This window comes from Enhygromyxa salina (assembly GCF_002994615.1).
GTDB classification, from domain to species: Bacteria; Myxococcota_A; Polyangia; order Nannocystales; family Nannocystaceae; genus Plesiocystis; species Plesiocystis salina_A.
On sequence record NZ_PVNK01000076.1, the window covers coordinates 1 to 17,415 of the forward strand.

Annotated in this window: 13 protein-coding genes; 4 read left to right on the forward strand and 9 right to left on the reverse strand. The window is 68.8% G+C overall.

Going from position 1 to position 17,415, the window contains the following annotated elements; translation table 11 throughout:
- Positions 1-1,514: 1,514 nt before the first annotated feature.
- From ENSA5_RS37195 to ENSA5_RS07240, 3 genes are all read right to left on the reverse strand, one after another.
- Entirely contained in the window at positions 1,515-2,084 is a 570-nt protein-coding gene (locus tag ENSA5_RS37195) for a hypothetical protein (RefSeq protein WP_181197471.1), read from the reverse strand.
- A 35-nt stretch (positions 2,085-2,119) separates the two neighbouring features.
- Positions 2,120-2,794, reverse strand: a complete 675-nt coding sequence (locus tag ENSA5_RS07235) for a hypothetical protein (RefSeq protein ID WP_181197472.1) — start codon at positions 2,792-2,794, stop codon at positions 2,120-2,122.
- A 773-nt stretch (positions 2,795-3,567) separates the two neighbouring features.
- A complete protein-coding gene (locus tag ENSA5_RS07240; RefSeq protein ID WP_219906743.1) occupies positions 3,568-4,335 on the reverse strand; it encodes an ABC transporter ATP-binding protein in 768 nt (255 codons plus the stop codon).
- Positions 4,336-4,479: 144 nt separating this feature from the next.
- Between ENSA5_RS07240 and ENSA5_RS07245 the strand changes: the two genes are divergently transcribed.
- A complete protein-coding gene (locus ENSA5_RS07245; protein WP_146155419.1) occupies positions 4,480-5,067 on the forward strand; it encodes a hypothetical protein in 588 nt (195 codons plus the stop codon).
- Positions 5,068-5,172: 105 nt separating this feature from the next.
- Here ENSA5_RS07245 and ENSA5_RS07250 read toward each other — a convergent pair whose 3' ends face one another.
- From ENSA5_RS07250 to ENSA5_RS07280, 6 genes are all read right to left on the reverse strand, one after another.
- Positions 5,173-6,831: a protein kinase domain-containing protein gene (locus ENSA5_RS07250; protein ID WP_106390900.1), complete on the reverse strand. Its 1,659-nt coding sequence runs from the start codon at positions 6,829-6,831 to the stop codon at positions 5,173-5,175.
- Positions 6,832-6,838: 7 nt separating this feature from the next.
- The gene (locus ENSA5_RS07255) at positions 6,839-7,705 is read right to left on the reverse strand and encodes a mechanosensitive ion channel family protein (RefSeq protein ID WP_181197473.1); all 867 of its coding nucleotides are present in this window, start codon (positions 7,703-7,705) and stop codon (positions 6,839-6,841) included.
- Entirely contained in the window at positions 7,668-7,871 is a 204-nt protein-coding gene (locus tag ENSA5_RS07260) for a hypothetical protein (protein WP_146155420.1), read from the reverse strand. Before ENSA5_RS07260 ends, ENSA5_RS07255 begins: the two co-directional genes overlap by 38 nt.
- 370 nt (positions 7,872-8,241) lie before the next feature.
- A complete protein-coding gene (locus ENSA5_RS37200; RefSeq protein ID WP_181197474.1) occupies positions 8,242-8,988 on the reverse strand; it encodes a hypothetical protein in 747 nt (248 codons plus the stop codon).
- A gap of 363 nt (positions 8,989-9,351) precedes the next feature.
- Positions 9,352-11,352 (reverse strand): molecular chaperone HtpG, encoded by a 2,001-nt coding sequence (gene htpG / locus ENSA5_RS07275; protein ID WP_181197475.1) that lies wholly within the window; start codon positions 11,350-11,352, stop codon positions 9,352-9,354.
- A 248-nt stretch (positions 11,353-11,600) separates the two neighbouring features.
- Positions 11,601-12,485, reverse strand: a complete 885-nt coding sequence (locus tag ENSA5_RS07280) for a hypothetical protein (protein ID WP_106390905.1) — start codon at positions 12,483-12,485, stop codon at positions 11,601-11,603.
- A 481-nt stretch (positions 12,486-12,966) separates the two neighbouring features.
- Between ENSA5_RS07280 and ENSA5_RS07285 the strand changes: the two genes are divergently transcribed.
- The 3 genes from ENSA5_RS07285 (at position 12,967) to ENSA5_RS07295 (ending at position 17,336) form a co-directional block, all read left to right on the forward strand.
- Positions 12,967-14,295: an outer membrane protein assembly factor BamB family protein gene (locus ENSA5_RS07285; protein WP_146155421.1), complete on the forward strand. Its 1,329-nt coding sequence runs from the start codon at positions 12,967-12,969 to the stop codon at positions 14,293-14,295.
- Between the two features lie 48 nt (positions 14,296-14,343).
- Complete coding sequence (locus tag ENSA5_RS07290; protein WP_106390907.1) at positions 14,344-16,317, forward strand: ribonuclease R family protein; 1,974 nt, start codon at positions 14,344-14,346, stop codon at positions 16,315-16,317.
- Positions 16,318-16,514: 197 nt separating this feature from the next.
- Complete coding sequence (locus ENSA5_RS07295) at positions 16,515-17,336, forward strand: peroxiredoxin-like family protein (RefSeq protein WP_106390908.1); 822 nt, start codon at positions 16,515-16,517, stop codon at positions 17,334-17,336.
- Positions 17,337-17,415 lie beyond the last annotated feature (79 nt).

A 17,415-nucleotide genomic window follows, 5' to 3' on the forward strand; every position in this document is an offset into this window, starting at 1 on the left:
TTTTCAGTCGGTACGAAGCGAAAACTCCGGCCGACGGCTCGACAGGTGATGAAAGCAGTCTGCTGGGCGTGGATGTATCGCGGGGGAGTCACACCCAGGCTGTCGGCCGCCCACGCGCGGGGTTGCAGAGTTTTTTTGGCAGCGCGGCGCGCGGCCCCTTGCGCGAACGCCGTCGCCACGAGAGTGGACCTTCGGGCAGGGGGGCTCGAGCGCCCCGATGACAGGTCCTTTGGGCCGGGCAGCCCGCGATGACAGGACCTTCGGGCAGGGCAACCCCGGGGCAACCCCGCGCGCGGGCAGGGCAGCCCCCCAAGCGCCCCGATGACAGGTCCTTCGGGCCGGGCAGCCGGGCAGCCCCGCAGGGCACGCGCGGCAGATGACAGGACCTTCGGGCAGGGCAGCCCCGGCGCCTCCCGCCGCCCTTCGCGCCGCCCGGGCAGGGCAGCCCCCGCGCCGCGATGACAGGACCTTCGGGCAGGGCAGCCCCCCGGGCAGGGCACGCGCGGCAGATGACAGGACCTTCGGGCAGGGCAGCCCGGCAGATGACAGGACCTTCGGGCAGGGCAGCCGCTACGCCCGGGCAGGGCAGCCCCGCAGATGACAGGACCTTCGGGCAGGGCAGCCGCGCGGGCACGGGCAGGGCAGCCCGGGCAGCCCGGGGCACCCGCAGGCAGCCGATGACAGGACCTTCGGGCAGGGCAGCCCGCCCCTCGGCAGGGCAGCCCCGGCAGATGACAGGACCTTCGGGCAGGGCAGCCCGCTCCGCGGCAGATGACAGGACCTTCGGGCAGGGCAGCCGCTCGGCAGATGACAGGACCTTCGGGCAGGGCAGCCCGCGGCAGCGCCAGGCAGATGCGCGGCAGATGACAGGACCTTCGGGCAGGGCAGCCCGGCACTGCGGGCAGGGCAGCCCCCCGCGGCAGATGACAGGACCTTCGGGCAGGGCAGCCGCTCGGCACGGGCAGGGCAGCCGCTCGGCAGATGACAGGACCTTCGGGCAGGGCAGCCCGCCCGCGGGCAGGGCAGCCCGCCCGGCAGATGACAGGACCTTCGGGCAGGGCTGCCCGCGCCCCCCCCAAGCGCCCCGATGACAGGTCCTTCGGGCCGGGCAGCCCCCGGGCACGGGCAGGGCAGCCCCTGGGCACCGGCAGATGACAGGACCTTCGGGCAGGGCAGCCGGGCACGGGCACGGGCGCGGGCAGGGCAGCCCCTCGGGCAGGGCAGCCCCGCAGGGCACGCGCGGCAGATGACAGGACCTTCGGGCAGGGCAGCCCCCGGGCCGGGCAGCCCCCGGGCCGCGGCAGATGACAGGACCTTCGGGCAGGGCAGCCCGCGGCAGATGACAGGACCTTCGGGCAGGGCAGCCCCGGCAGATGACAGGACCTTCGGGCAGGGCAGCCCGGATGCGGCAGATGACAGGACCTTCGGGCAGGGCAGCCGCCCCGCCCCGCGCGCCCGCGCGGCAGATGACAGGACCTTCGGGCAGGGCAGCCCCTAAGACACAGCCCTCCGCGCTAAGACACCCGAGAACTCAGCGCGCGCTCGTCAACCCGCAGCGCCCCCGCAAGCCCAGGCCCATTGATCACCTGCAGCACCGCCCCCCCCACCTCATCACGCGCCAACGCCTGCCACCGCACATCCCGCTCCAAAAACAGCTCCCGCTGCGTAGCCCAAGCCGCGTCCCGATCCCCATAAACATACAACCGCACAAACCCAGGCACCCGCGACCACCCCTCCCCGGGATGCGCCAGCGACGGCTCCCACCGAAGCACGCGGTCGCTATCGACGAGCTGCCCCTGCCACGCGCGCCAGGGGTTCGGCATGCGCTCACGGAACCGGCGGCGATGATCGAACTCGGCCCAGTGGAGTTCGAACTCCTCGCTCGTGATCTCTTCGGCGTCGGGGTGATTTGCCATGTAGCTGACGCTGACCGGCCGACGCAGGAGAATGTCTTCGGGGGAGAAGCGCACGCCTTCGGCGTGGACCTGAAGCTGACGATGGACCCAGCCGTCTGGGTCGATCTCGTAGAGGGTCACGCCGGGGGCGCCGTCTTCACTGCCCTTGTACATCCTGATGTAGCGCATGTGGGTCTCCGGGGTCAGCCGTTGTGGCTGTGGGGTCAGCCGTTATGGCTGTGACGCCAGCTGTCGAGCTGCCGTCCGAGCTCGGCGCTCTCGCTGGTGATCTTCGTGAAGATGTCGATCGCGCGATCGGTGATCTCGCGGGTGATCTCGCGGTGTTTGGGGTTGGCGGCCCGAATGGTCGAGATCGCCTCGTAGAGGGCTCGGGCGCGGAGCGAGCGTTGCTCATAGAGTTGCGCCGCCTCGACCAGGTCGCCGTGGCTGTGGGGGAAGTCGTCGTCGATACCCGCGATGTCGATCGCAATGGGGACCGCACCCGCCAGCATCCGCTCGACCGCAGACAGGGCCGCGAGCTCAGCCCAGGGCGTCGCGCTGGTGATGGCGACCTCGTTGAGGTCGACGAACTCGACCATCGCGTCGGACAGCGGCTGCTCGAGCAGCAAGACCACGTTGATGCGCCGCCGACCGAGGCCGCGGTTGCGGCGGGCGACGAGGCGGTGGACGAGGCCGACGAGCTGCTCGCGCAGCTCCCAGGTCTCGGCTGCGAGTCGAACGCACTCGTCCGCGAGCTCGGACATGCCGAGCGCTGTCACGTGTTGGCCGGTCGTGCGCAGCCACCCGGCCACGCGCGCGCTCAGCTGAATCTCGCGGGCGACGAGCTGAATGAGGAACGCGCGGGCTGCCTGAGCGCGGCTGTCGAGCCTGTCGAGCACCTCGTCCTGTTGACGCGCTTGGCGGGGCAGGCTGGCTAGCTTGGGGGCGCTCGACTCGATGCTACTCATGTTCGCTCTCCAGACGGGCGCATCCATGTGCCGCGCGTCTTGGACATCTGACTCGATAGACTCGGGGGAAATGCAGCCCCCCAAGAGATATGCTGATTAGTTTCTCCGGTATGGTGTCACCCGCTCGGTCCATCGAGCCTGATGACGGGAGAACTAAGGTCTTTCGTCGCCACCTTTTGTACATCGGGCTGGGGCATTTTTCAACACTCTAAGTAGAAAAATTCAGCTGGGCTGAAATCCTGGGATTCAGTGACAACGGAAGCGCGAAAACGCTCGGCGCAGGTGCGCGCTCAGCCACCGCGATTTGACCGCACGACCAATTCATCCAATATCAAAACCCCAGAGGACCTGTGTCCAAAAGTAGGATGCTGAGCGAGAGGGGGTAGCAGTTGTCGCAACCGGTTGGCCGGCCTGCTGTTCGGGTCTTCACTGACGCCGCGTGACCTCAGATTTCACTGGAGCTGAAATTTAGAGGGCAACTCCACCCCCTACTGAAAACATGACCTGCACGCATGTGTCGGGTTGGGCATTGAGCCTCAATTGGCAACTGAGTGACGGGGGGCTAATGACTACACCACGGGTAGGTGCATGTGCGCCTCGATGACTCGACTCCGTAGCTTCGCATTCACGGTTTCCAGCGATCGAGCAGCGTAGCCGCGTGCCGCGTGCCGCGTGCTGGCTCGACGACGACTCCGACCGAGACCTCAGTAGCGGATCGCCTGACCCTCGGGATCGCGCACGAACTCGATGACCTCGGGCGCGTCACACTCGCGGAAGTAGTCGGGCGTGCCGAGGTGCGCGATGTGCCCCTGGTGGATCAGCGCCATGCGGTCGGCGACCCGAAACGCGATCTTCATGTCGCCCGTGACGATCACCGAGGTCAGGCGCAGCTCGTTTTGGAGGTTCTCGATCATGTCTCCGATCCGGGTGACGCTGATCGGGTCGAGGCCGCCGGTCGGGTCGTCGTACAAGATGATGCGTGGCTCGGTCGCAACCGCGCGCGCGAGGGCCACGCGCTTTTGCATGCCGCCGGACAGCTGCGCGGGCATCCGCATGAGGACCTCCTCGCCGAGCCCGACCCACTCGAGGCACTGGACGACCCGCGCGCGGATCTCCGCGTCACCCATCTTGGTGTGCTCGAGCAGGCCGAAGCCGACGTTCTCGAGCACGTTGATCGAGTCGAACAACGCGTTGCTCTGGAACACGTGCGACATCGACTTGCGCATGCTCACTAGCTCGGGCTCGCGCATGTCGGCGATGTCCTGGTCACGGTAGCGAACCACCCCACGGGGCGGCTCGATCAGCCCGCTGAGCAGCTTGAGCAGCACGCTCTTGCCCGAGCCCGAGAAGCCGATGATGACCAGGACCTCACCCTCGTAGACGCTCAGATCGAGGCCCTCGAAGATCTGCTTGTCGCCGAAGGCCATGTCGACGCCGCGGGCCTCGAGGACCCGCGCGCGACCGTCGGCCACGTCGATGGCGTCTCCCCGAGTCGGCGGACGGGTGCGCGAATGTTTTCGAGCGGCTGCGGTCGCCACCCGCCCACCGTAGCAGCCGCGAGGGGTTGGCGGCGATGCCGATGCTCCCGCGGGGTCTCGCGTGCTAGCTTGCACTCGATGTCGCTGCTCGACCGGATTCGACGCCACCTGCCTTCGCTGCTCGTGTTCGCCCTGGCCCTCGGCGCCGCGGGCTGCTTTGACCACTACCAGGTCATCTCGAGCTCGGGGCCGCCCTCGGAGCTGGTCGGGGTCACCTCGATGACGGTTCAGTACGACTACTCGAACGTTCGGATCAGCAACAAGGGCCTCAGCGAAGAGGAGTGGCTGGCCTCGCGCGAGGAAGACGCGCACCGCGAGACCTATCTCGAGACCAAGGAGTCGGCCAACATCGGCATCATCGAGGGTCTCCAAGCGGGGCTGTCCGGAGTTCAGTTCGCCACGGGCCAGGCCCCGGCCGGCACCATTCAGGTCACGGTGTCCTACACCGACTGGGAAGAGGGCATGTACGCCGGTCCGGTCGCGTGGCCGTCGAAGATCGGCGCGCACGTGATCTTCAGCCGTGACGGCGTGACGCTCGATGAGATCGCGGTCAATGCCAAGGAAGACGCGTCGGTGTTCACGCCCGCGCCGCAGCAGCGCCTCCACACCTGCGGTCAGCGCCTCGGTGAGTTCGCGGCCGAGTACGTCCGCAAAGCGGCCGGCTAGCAGCCCGTGGTGCAATGCCTCGCGCCGCCTCGCTTGGCCTCTTCGCCGAGGGCTTTGTCGCCAAAACGCCGCGCGAGGCGACACGAGGCATTGCACCACGGGCTGCTAGCTCCACACTGACCAGCACACCACGCTGAGGATGATCAGCGCGATGAGCACGACGAGCCACCACTCGCCCGCGTCTCGCTGGCCGTAGTCTCGCGCGCCGGGTCGCTCGGTCGACCCCGCGCGGGCTGGGGGCTCGGCGGGACGCCGCCCTCGTCCTGGCCCTGATCGGGCCCGCTGCAAGACACGCTCGAGTCGGCTGAGGTAGGTGGTCGCGTCGGGCAGGCGCTCGTCTGGCCGCTTGGCGAGCCCGGCGACGAGGAGCTGCTCGAGCTCGCCCATCTCGCCCATCTCGATCAGGTGAGGCGCCGCGGCGGTCAGCTTTGGCGCCGTCTGAGACACGTGCAGGACCAGGAGCGTGGCCGCGTTGCGGGCTTGGAAGGGCAGCTGCCCCGTCAGCAGCTGGTAGAGCATGACCGAAACCGCGTAGAGGTCGGCGCGCGCGTCGGCCTCCTCGCCGAGGGCCTGCTCGGGGGCCATGTAGGCCGGCGTCCCAAACACCGTGCCCCTCCGTGTCAGCCGAGTTCCTCCCTCGCCCCCGTCATCGTCATCGATGAGCCTGGCGAGGCCGAGGTCGAGGATCTTGGGCCGCTCGCGCTCGCCCTTCGTGGCGACGAGCAGCACGTTGTCGGGTTTGAGGTCGCGGTGGACGACCCCGGCGGCGTGGGCGTGCTCGAGCCCGCGCAGGAGGTCGCGGACGATCCTGAGCGCGCGGGTGGGCTCGAGCGGAGCCTCGGCCTTGGCGACGGAACGCAGCGACCTTCCCTGGAGGTACTCCATGACCAGGTAGCGCATGTCGTCGTCGGTCCGGCCGGAGTCGAGCACCTTCACGAAGTTCTCGTGGTCGATCCTCGCGATCGCCCTGGCCTCGCGCTCGAACCGACGCAGGGCGTCCTCGCTCGCGCACAGGTCGGGGAGCATGGTCTTGAGCGCGACCTCGCGGCGGTCCTCGAGCCGTGTCGCGCGGTACACCGCGCCCATTCCTCCGGCGCCGAGCAGGGACTCGATGCGGTAGCGGCGGTCGACGAGGTCGCCGGTGCTGAGGCGCGCAGCGTTGCCGTGCGTGGTTTCGCCGCTGCGCTCGACGATCGTGTTCGAGCTGCCCTGCTCGAGGGCCGCGATGAAGGCCGCGCGCGCGCGGGCGAGGAGCTCCGGGACCTCCGACGGGGTCCGGCCGAGCGCCGCGGCGACCTCGTCGTGGTCCGCATCTCGCAACTCGACGAGGATCAGCGCGAGGCGTTGATCGGGGTCGAGCTTTTGCAGGACCCGGTGGACCTCGCGCTTGAGCTGGTCCCGAGGCACGCGCACCTGTGGTGGACGCGAAGGGGCGTCACGCCTCGCCAACACGTCGCGCGAGACCTCTCGGGCGATCCCCAGCAGCCAGCAGTAAAAGCCCGAGCGATGAACGAGCTGGTGGAGCCGACGGTTGGCGACCACGAAGACTTGCTCGCAGGCCCGCTCGGCGACATCCTCGTCGCCGAGCAGACCGAGCATCAGGCGAAACAGCGGGATCTGGTAGCGACGAACGAGCTCGCCGTAGGCGGCGAGCTTGCCGTCGAGGTGGGCCGAGATCAGCTCGGCGTCTGCGAGCCTCGGCCCTTCGGCGGAGTGCTCCGCAAAGGGCGGCGCCCGACCCTGGGTTGGTACGTTGTCGCGCACGGGGTCCTCAGGCGGCCGTGTTCACGCGCTCCCGCCCCGAGCGGCGCAGGCCATCGAGGACATGTCGGGCGGGGACGAAGCGTTCGTGGCCGCGCGCGTCCCGAACCAACACCCCGAGCGCGGTGAAGCTCTCGACGGTCCCCTCGATCCCGCCGAGGTCGACGAGGTCGCCCGCGCGCAGCAGCCGGCGCAGGTAGTAGTTGGCGATGATCTCCTCGGCCGGCTTGCGCATCGACCACGCCAACAAGAACGCGAGGGTCGCAAGCACGATGGCGATCAACATCGTGATGTTGGATGTGATGAACGAGACGTCGACGCCGAGGACATCGATCGAGATCGCGATCACGACCACGAGCAGCGCGACCTCGGTCACCGCCTCGAGCGGGCCCGCGTAGGGGCTCCGCATGCCGCGGAGGGCGGCGCCGACGGTCCGCCGCGCGGCGCTGGCGATGTAGCCGCCGACGCCGATCACGAGCAGGGCCGAGACCAGGCGCGGGACAAAGGCCAGGGCCGTACCGAGCGTCGTGCTGACCGTCTCGAGTCCGAGCAGGTCCGCGGCGCTCATGAAGGCCAGCAGCAAGATCGCAAAGTGAGCCAGCGCTGCGATGGCCTTGGACATGGTCAGATCTGCGTCGAGGGCCGCGAGGATCGTGCTCAGCCGGGTCCTGCCTGCGGCCTCGTCGAGCTTGGTCATGCCGAGGAGCTTGGCGACCAGCGCTCGGACGAGCCGGGCGACGAGCCACATCACCAGCAGCAGGAGCGTGGCGCTGAGGATCGAGGGCGCGTGCTCGACGGTCGCGGCCCACAGCGACTCGACCGGCTCGAGCGCGATCTCTTCAAGCGGAGTCATCATCATCATCGTCATCATCGTCATTGCGATCCTCCTCATCGTTGGCGCCTTGCGCCGACGTCACCCAGCTCAGCGGCGCGGCGCCGAGCAACAGCGCGAATTCCATGACGGTGGCCACGGCCGCGACGCGATCCATGACCCGCTCGGAGAAGTCCTCGTGCGGCTGTTGCTCGAGCGCGACGCTCAGCAAGGCCCTGATGTCGACGTCGACCCGTCCAGCGTCGTCACTCCCATTACCCATGCGCAGTCGAAAGGCTATCGCCCGCGCTCAGGCGAGGACACCGCAAAGGTCGCCACCGACGCCCCCAGAGCCCGCGCGCGCGAAACTTGCGGGGTTCGAGGGAGCGTCTTGGGTCTACGGCCGAGAACCCGCGACGAGATGTCGTGCTCTTCAATCCAGGAGGCGCAGAAACAGCGCCAGGGTCCGCGAGAGAGGACGCCGCACGCGGTACTGGATTCTTCCGAACACGGGGCGTCGAAGGTCGCTAAGCGACCGAGCGATCGGCCGCTTGCGGCCGTGCGTGGCAGAGTTGCCGACGGCCGCGGGGGTCTGAGGACACCTACGAGTTGCAGAGCGGATGGTCGGCGCAGTCGGAGCAGCTGCAACCTTCAAAGTAGGGGTCGCACTCGCCGTTGTCCTTACAGCTGTTGCCGCGGCAATACGGCTTGTTCGTGCAGTCGGGGCACACACAGTCCTCGTTCGTCGTGCACTGATTGTTGTTGTTGCAGCCGTCGCACAGGCACTGCTCGAGGTCATCGAGAGCGCAGTCTTGCTGCTCCGGGAGCACGCAGACCAGCGCGTCACCGTCACCGTCACCGTTGCCGGTCGTGTCGCCGTCACCGGTCGTGTCGCCGTCGCCGTCGCCGTCGCCGTCGCCGTCGCCGTCGCCGGTCGTGTCGCCGTCGCCGGTCGTGTCGCCGTCGCCGGTCGTGTCGCCGTCGCCCGTGCTCGCGGCCGGCAGGCACAGACCGGCTTCGCACATCAAGCCGGGATCACAGGCGCCGCCTCCGGTACACGAGCACCCGTCGGAGCCGGTGAGGCAGCTACCGCAGACGCCGGCCTCACATATCAAGCCGGGATCGCAGGCGCCGTCTTCGGTGCACGGGCATCCGTCCGATCCGACGAGGCAGCCCCCGTCGGCCGAGCCGTCGCCGGCCTCGGCCTCGGTGTCCCCCGTGGTCCCAGCTTGGGTCGTCCCGCTCTCGTCGGCCGCGCTGGTGTCGGGCTCGCCATAGGTGGCGGGGCTACAGCCAAGCGCAAGCAGGAGCGAGAACGCCGAAGCATGGAGAGACAAGAGCCGACTCATTGAGCGACTCTCGCCCAAACTCGTGGCTCATGCACCCAAAAATCGATCAACCCCGTCGAGCGCCCGATCTTCGGGGCAGGACAGGGGCCGCGCTCGGAACGACTTTCACGTCTGTCAGTTCACGACCGCGCGGTCTCGCCACTGCGCTGCTTGCATCCCCCGCTGGTTGCGAGCGCCTGCGCAAGCGCGCCAGACAGCGTCTCTCACGCTGCGGTCGAGAGCCAGCCCGAGGGCCGGATCATCTTTTCAGTCGCGCTGTGCCTGCACATGCGCGGTGACGGCTGCGGCCCCGAGCTGCCGCGGAAGCTCGCTCGCGCTCGCTCGGGCTGAGTCCCGAGCGAGCGCATGCCTGGCGACGACGGCTCAGTCGGCGCTGCCGTGGCTCTCGTCGGCCGCGACCTGGGTGAGCACGTTGACGAAGCGCCGCGCCGCGCCAGCGGGATCGGGCACCGTGCCCTCGGCCAGGGCCGCGACGTCGTGGAGGATCTCGACCCACTCGGGCAGCCGCGGGTCGTCCTTGTTTTGCTCGCTGATCTTGCTCGCGGCCGCGACGAAGGGGTGGTCGGGGTTGAGCTCGAGGATCCGCGGGCTCGCCCCGACCTTGGTGCCCGGCTGGGCCATCCGCAAGATCCGCTCCATGTTGCGGCTGAGGCCGCCGGCGGGGTCGACGAGGCACGAGGGGGACTCGGTCAGCCGCTTGCTGGCCCGGACGTCGCGGACCCGCGCGCCGAGCACGACCTTGGCCATGTTGATCAGCGGGTCGATCGGGGAGGGCTCGCGCTTGTCCTTGTCGGCGTCGTCGTCCTTGTCGGCGTCGTCGTCCTTGTCCTTGTCGGCGTCGTCGTCCTTGTCGGCGTCGTCGTCTTCGGCGGGCTCGTCGAGCTCGCCCTGGGTCACGCTGCGAAAGGCCTTGCCCTCGTACTCGGCGAGGCTCTGCAGGACCCACTCGTCGACGGGGTCGCTCATCAGCAGCACGTTCTCACCCTTGGCGCGCACGGCCTCGAGGTGGGGGCTGTTGCGCAGGGCCGTCTCGTCGGGGCCGGCGATGTACCAGATGTTCTTCTGGTCCTCGCCCATGGCCTCGACGTAGGCCGCGAGCGAGATCAGGCCGCCCTCGTCGTCGGCGATGCTGCGGTAGCGCAGCAGCTCGGTCAGCTCCTTGCGCTGGCCGCCGTCGGTGTGGAGGCCCTCCTTGAGCACGGCGCCGAACTCGTTCCACAGCTTGGCGTACTTCTCGGCGTCCTCGTCGGCGAGCTCGGCGAGCAGCTTGAGGCTCTTGCGGGTCAGCTGGCGACGGATCGCGGCGAGCGACTTGTGCTCCTGCAGCATCTCGCGTGAGACGTTGAGCGGGAGATCCTCGGAGTCGACGACGCCGCGGATGAAGCGGAGGTACTGCGGCAGCAAGGTGTCGCAGTTCTCCATGACCATGACCCGGCGCGCGTAGAGCTGCAGGGCCTTGCGGTCCTCCTGGAACAGATCGGCGGGCGCCCGACCGGGCACGAAGAGCAGCGCGTGGAACTGGATCGGCGCGTCGGCCGAGAAGTGGAGGCGCGCGAAGGGCTCGTCGCCCGGGAGCACGAAGCCACCCATGAGGTGCTTGTAGAACTCCTGGTAGTCGCTGTCCTCGAGCTCGCTCGTGCTCTGGGCCCAGATCGCCGCGGCCGCGTTGATCTGCTTGGGCTCGGGGTCCTTGTCCTCGCCCTGCTCGTCGATGACCCGGAGCCGGATCGGGTGCATGACGTAGTTGCTGTAGCGCTTGATCAGGCCCTCGACGCGCCAGCGGTCGAGGAACTCCTTGGCGTCGCTCTTGAGCTTGAGCTCGATCGAGGTGCCTCGGGTCTGACGCTGGCCGGGCTCGATCTCGTAGCTGCCGTCGCCCTTGCTGCGCCAGACCACGGCCTCGCTGCCGGGCTTGCCCGAGAGCGTGTTGACCACGACCTCGTCGGCGATCATGAACGAGCTGTAGAAGCCGACGCCGAACTGGCCGATCAGGCTGAGCTCGCTGGCCTCGGTGACCTCGCCTGCGGCGCGGGCCCGCTGGACCTCCTGGAGGTAGTTCAGCGTGCCCGAGTGGGCGATCGTGCCCAGGTTCTGGGTCGCCTCCTCGCGGGTCATGCCGATGCCCGTGTCCTCGATGCGCAGGGTCTCGGCTTGCTTGTCGATCGTGATCAGGATGTGCGGCTCGAGCTCCTTGCCGGCGAACTCGCTGTCGACGAGGGCCTGGTAGCGGGCCTTGTCGAGGGCGTCGGCGGCGTTCGAGACGAGCTCGCGGAGGAAGATCTCGCTGTTGGTGTAGAGCGAGTTGGTGACGAGGTTGAGAAGCGCGGCGACCTCGGCCTTGAACTCGTGGGTTTGACTGCTCACGATGCGTATCCTTGTCTGAGACTTTTCGGTTTTGCGGATGTCAGAAACGGGCGGTCGACCCGCGGGAGCGGCCGCAACCTAAACAGAGCGAGGGCCGGGTCAACCGGCTGCTAGCCGTGAGTTGACCAACGGTCGCGCAGGGGCCCGGCGTGGCGCGCAGAACGGCCAAAAGATGAAAGCCGAGCCCCGTCGCCGTGGCAGGTCGCCATGGCTGGGGGATCGGCTCTGGAGCGGATGCGCGCTAGCGCTCAGCTGACGCTTGTCAGCTTGGGCGAGGCCCCGGGGGTGATCCGGCGGTGCCACAGCTGCGCGCCGACGAAGCCGTCTTCGCGGACGATGTGGTCTGTCAGGCGGGCGCTGACCTTGAAGTTGAGGTTGGCGACGACCTGCGCGCTCGGGGTCCAGTCGGCGGCGATCAGCGAGAACACGCTGGCGGTCTCGCGCCGCGAGAGCTCGTCGAGGGTGGCCTGAAGCAGGTACTCGAGGATCGCCGGGTCGGTGTCCTTGTTGGGCCGCGGCGGGGTCAGAATGTCGACCTTGGCGTGGCCGAAGGAGGTGTCCGTCTCGGCGCCGATCCAAAAGTCGCGCTTGCCGGACTTGCCGTGGATCGCGACGTCGGGGTGGAACACCGCGCGCCGGAAGGGCGCGTAGAGGGCCGCGGCGCCGAAGTCGTCGACGACCCGCGCGAGCCGGGTCTGATCGGTGACGATCTCGACGTTCAGGCCGCGGGGCTTGGTCACGTTGGGCTCGGTGGCCGAGATGCTCGGCGCGGTCAGCTTGGGCGCGCCGCCTTGGATCGGGTCACCGTCGTCGGTGTAGACCCGGCTCATGACGTAGGCGTCGGCCGTGCGGAAGTAGCCCGGGATCGCGCCCTCGCGCGAGAAGCCGACGCTGCGCCAGCTCTTCGAGTCTTGCTTCTCGACGACCGTGAAGACCTTCTTGAGGCCCTCGGAGCGGGCGATCCGGTCGAAGAAGTCGCGCTTTTGCTGGTAGTTGCCGACGCGGTAGTCGAACACGCGCAGGTTGAGGTGAGTGCGGTTCAGGAGGAAGCAAAAGTCGATGTCGCCACGACGGTAGTAGTGCTCCTCGACCGGACCTGCAGGCTCTGGCGCCTGGATGGCCTGATTTGCCATGGGTGCTCCGTATGTTTGGGAGGGACTGGCGCGTGGTCTTCACGCGCGCAGAGATTGTCTCGACCCGTGAATTGCCTGCCTGTCAAGGAGCCTACGCGCGCTCGATCTCGCGCGTTACCCCCCGCGGTAAATCGATCCCCGGCGGGTTTGGCATGCGGCAATAGGGTCAAGAATTTCGAGGGTTTGGGCCAATTTGGCCGAACAATGAGATAGCACTACCACCGGGGATTTACGAACACAAGGCATGTGTGGGATCTTTGCCCCGCCTGTCGGGCAGGGACGGCGCGAACGCCGTGATATCGACCGCCCGCGGCGCGCAGGAGACACGGGAACAGGCATGGTGAGGCGCGGCGTCAACAGCGATGTGAGGATTGCGGATATCGATACTCGAGCTGGCGAATCGAGCAGCGCGCGGGGCAGGGCCTCGCGCCGCCTCGCTTGGCCCCAAAACTCGCAGCAGGCCCGTTGTTCGCTCTCGCCCGTGCTCGGGCTGCTCGTGCTGTGCGGATGTCCGGCTACCCATCCGCCCAGTGAAGGGTGCGGCAAGGACACCGACTGCAAGGGCGATCGGATCTGCACGGAGGGGGCCTGCGTGCCCGCGCCGCCGACCGACGAGCCCGTCGCCGCTCGCGACGAGGCCCCCGCGCCCAAGCCCAGCGCCGGCCAGGACGAGACATGGTTTCGCGGCGGCCCCGGCCACGCGGGGGCGAGCGCGGCCGTCGGGCCAACGAGCGAGCCCGCGCCAGCTTGGGTCGCCGAGCTCGGCGCGGTCGTGTTCGCCACGCCGACCCTGGCCGAGGGGCCCAAGGGGCTCACAGCCTACGTGGGGACCCACGCGGGCCGCTTTGTCGGGGTCGTGGTCGCGGGCGATCGCGCGGGGGAGCTCGGGCTCGACCTCGACCTCGGCGGGCGGATCTGGGCGACCGCGGCCGCTCGCGGTGCCGGCGAGGAGCTGCGCCTGTACGTCGGCAACGACGACGACACCCTGTTCGCGCTCGCGCCCGCAGCAGACGGCGCCGACAACCAGATCGCGTGGCGCAAGCGCCTCGGCAACTGTGAGAACACCCGCTCTCCGGGGCCCGAGGGCGCGCGCTGTGACGTCGACGGCGGCCCGACGCTCGCGCCCAACGGGGATCTGCTGGTCGGCGCCGACGGGGTCTATCGGCTCTCGGCCGAGGGCGAGATCCGCTGGCACTGGCCGAGCGCCGAGCAGGAAGAGCGGCCCAAGCACGTGTTCTCGACCCCGGTACTGACGGCCGACGGGCGCGTGTACTTTGGCGGCCAAGATGGGTTCGTGACCGCGCTGTCGGCCGAGACCGGCGAGCAGCAGTGGCAGTACACGGTCCGCGCCGACGTCGACGGCTCGGGCGTGATCGGGCCCGACGGCGCGCTGTTCATCGGCGCCGACGACGGCCGCATCTACGCGCTCCGGTCCGACGGCAGCCTGCGCTGGAGCTTCGTCGTGCAGCGCGACATTCGCTCGAGCCTCGGGATCGCGCCCGACGGCACGGTCTACGCGACCAGCTTCGACGGCAACCTCTACTCGCTCGCGCCGAGCGGCGAGGTCAACTGGGTGTTGCCGACCGGCGGCGTGATCCACTCCTCGCCGGTCGTCGACGCCGACGGCACCGTGTTTTTTGGCTCGCAAGACGATCACCTCTACGCGGTCTCGCCCGCGGGCAAGGTCTTGTGGGCGATCGACGTCGGGGCCGACGTCGACAGCTCGGTCGCGCTGACCGACGATGGCGCGGTGATCGTCGGCTGCGACGACGGCACGCTGCGCGCGTTCGTGGCGGCCGTGGCGGAGTGACTTGCCGCGCGCGTTCAGCCGTGCCACCGTCCGCGACTCTGAGCTGAAATGGCCCAACGGTCCGAAATTCGAGCAATCCTCCACGTCAACCCCGGCGGCTACGGCTTCGCCCAGCCCCTGTCCGAGGAGGAGACGCGCGGGATCTTCATCCCGCCCGGCTCCCTGCGCGGGGCCCTCGACGGCGACGAACTCTCGGTCGTCTACTGGGAGAGCGACAAGGGCCTCGAGGGCCGCATCGAGGACATCGTCAAGCGCAAGCGCACCCGCATCGTCGGGGTCCTGACCCAAGCTGGGAGCAAGCAGTGGGCGCTCGAGGTCGAGGACCCGCGCCTGATCTGGCCGGTCGTCTGCGTCGGTGGTCGCCGCGGCGGCGAGCCCGGCAAGGTCGTGGTCGCCGAGATCGTCGAGTACCCCTCGGGCCCCCGGCCCGAGCTCTGCGTCCGAGTCCAGCGCACGATCGGCGAGCCGGGCGCGCTCGAGACCGAGGTCCAGAAGATCCTGATCGAAAATTTAATCGAGCTCGAGTTCGGCGCCGCCGCCGAGCGCGAGGCGGCGCAGGTCCCGACCGAGGTCCGCGAGCAGGACCTCGAGCAGCGCGCCGATCTGCGCGGGCTCGCGTTCATGACGATCGACCCGCCCGACGCCCGCGACTTCGACGACGCGGTCTGCGTCGAGCTGCTCGGCGACAACGCGAGCAACGACGATTTCCGGCTCCACGTCGCGATCGCCGACGTCTCGCACTACGTCCGCGAGGGCACGGGGATCGACGAGGAGGCCCGCGGGCGCTGCTTCTCGACCTACCTGCCCGATCGCTCGATCCCGATGCTGCCCCACCAGCTGAGCTCGCACATGTGCTCGCTAGTGCCCAAGCAAGACCGCCTCGCGATGGTCGTGTCGATGCGCGTCAACGCGGCTGGCGAGACCAGCGAGTGGCAGGTCCGGGCCGCGGCGATCCACTCGCGCAGGCGCCTGACCTACGCCGAGGTCGCGACCTCGCTCGACGGCGCCGAGAACCTCGGAAAAAAAGCCCGCGGGCGGGTGTTTGCCCTGCGCGAGTGCGCCGACCGGCTCCGTCGCGCGCGCCTGCGTCGGGGCGCGATCGAGCTCGACCTCGCCGAGGCCAAGGTCGTGCTCGAAGAGGACGATCGCTCGCGGATCCTCGACGTGGTCAAGAGCCGCTCGTCCAAGTCGATGACCCGGGCCTACAACCTGATCGAGGAGCTGATGATCGCGGCCAACGAGGCCGTCGGCGAGCTCGCGGTCGAGCACAAGCTGCCGGTCGTGTTTCGGATCCACGCCAAGCCCGACCTCGAGAAGCTCGCCAAGCTGACCCTCGCCGCGTACGCGCTCGGGACCAAGGCCGACCCCGACAAGCTCGTCACGCCGCGCGGGGCCCAGAAGTTCCTCGCCCAGCTCGAGGGCAAGCCCTTCGCGGGCGCGCTCCACATGCTGATGCTGCGGGCGATGTCGCAGGCCCAGTACTCGGTCGAGAACGTCGGCCACTTCGCGCTCGCGTCGCGGGCCTACGTTCACTTCACCAGCCCGATCCGCCGCTACCCGGACCTGATCTCGCATCGGGTCTTGAAGGCCTGGATCGCCCGGCAGGGTGGGGACTGTGGGCCCGACCCGGTCCCGCGCATGCCCAAGCTCAGCGAGAGCGAGGAGCTGGCGATCCGCTGCGGCGAGCGCGAGCGCGCGAGCGTGTCGGCCGAGCGCCAGACCCAGAGCCTGTTCGCCGCCTTGCACATGCGCGATCGGATCGGTGATCGCTTCGAGGGCACGATCTCGGGGCTGTCCCAAAACGGCGTGTTCGTGCAGATCGACGCGCCCTTCGTCGATGGCATGGTCAAGGTCGCCGACATCGAGAAGGACCGCGGTGAGCCCTACAACCGCGACGAGACCGGGGTCCGGCTGGTCGGCGGGAAGTCGGGCAAGGTCCTGACGATCGGCGACCGGGTCGTCGTCGAGGTCGTCGACGCCTCGGTCCCGCGCCGGCAGATCGACCTGTTCTTGATCTCGTAGGGCTTCGAGAGTCTCGAGCTTCGCGCCCGTCGCGCTCGAGTCGCTCGGGCCTGGCGGGGTGTGGCCTGGGCCGCAGACTGCGCCATTTCGTGCGGCTTTGAAGCCCCTTGCACTCGATGCCGACAAATACTTGGTAACGGGACCGGCGGGGCGGCGTAGGGCAGGCCATGCCCAGCGCTCGCGTTCGTCTGTCACTGATGTCCCTGATGATTGGCGCGAGCGTGCTCGCAAGCGGCTGTGACAGCGGCGCCAAGCAGGGTGAAGCGGCAGCTGAGGTGAAGAAGGAGGAGGTTGTTAAACCCGCGCCCAAGGAGGACGTGAAGGCCGAGCCGGCTGGATCCGCGCAGGCCCAGGACAAGGTGTTGGGCGCAGCGCTGGCGGAGCGTGCGGCGGCGTCGGGTGCCAAGCGTTCGGCGGAGGCGGCGGCGGTCATGCAGGCGGCCGAGGATCAGCTCGCGGCGTCAGGCATCCTCGAGCGGGCGATCAACGTCGGTGATGTCGCGCCGACCTTCACCTTGCCCAACGCGGCGGGCGAGCAGGTCAGCCTCGCCAAGTTGCTCGAGAAGGGGCCGGTCGCGGTGCTGTGGTACCGCGGCGGCTGGTGCCCCTACTGCAACCTCACGCTCGCGGGCTACGCCGCGGCCGGCAAGGAGATCATGGAGGCGGGGGGGACGCTCGTGGCGATCAGCCCCGAGCTGCCCGACAACTCGCTCGACACCCAGCAAAAGAACGAGCTCGAGTATCAGGTGCTCAGCGACGTCGGCAACGCGGTCGCCAAGCAGTACGACATCGTGTTCGAGCTCCCGCCGGATCTGGCCAAGATGTACAACGAGAAGTTCGAGATCAACGCGCGCAACGGCGATACGAGCAACAGCTTGCCGCTGGCGGCGACCTACGTGATCGGCCAGGACGGCAAGGTCACCTGGGCGTTCCTCGATGCCGACTACAAAAAGCGCGCAGAGCCGAGCGAGGTCGTGGCCGAGATCCGTGCGCTCGCGGGGACAGCCGCTAGCCAATAGATTTAGGGCTAGTACGAGCCGAGAGGCGAGCGTTTGGGGTGAGCGGAGGGGGCTTCGCCGCCGCACCACGGGCTGCTAG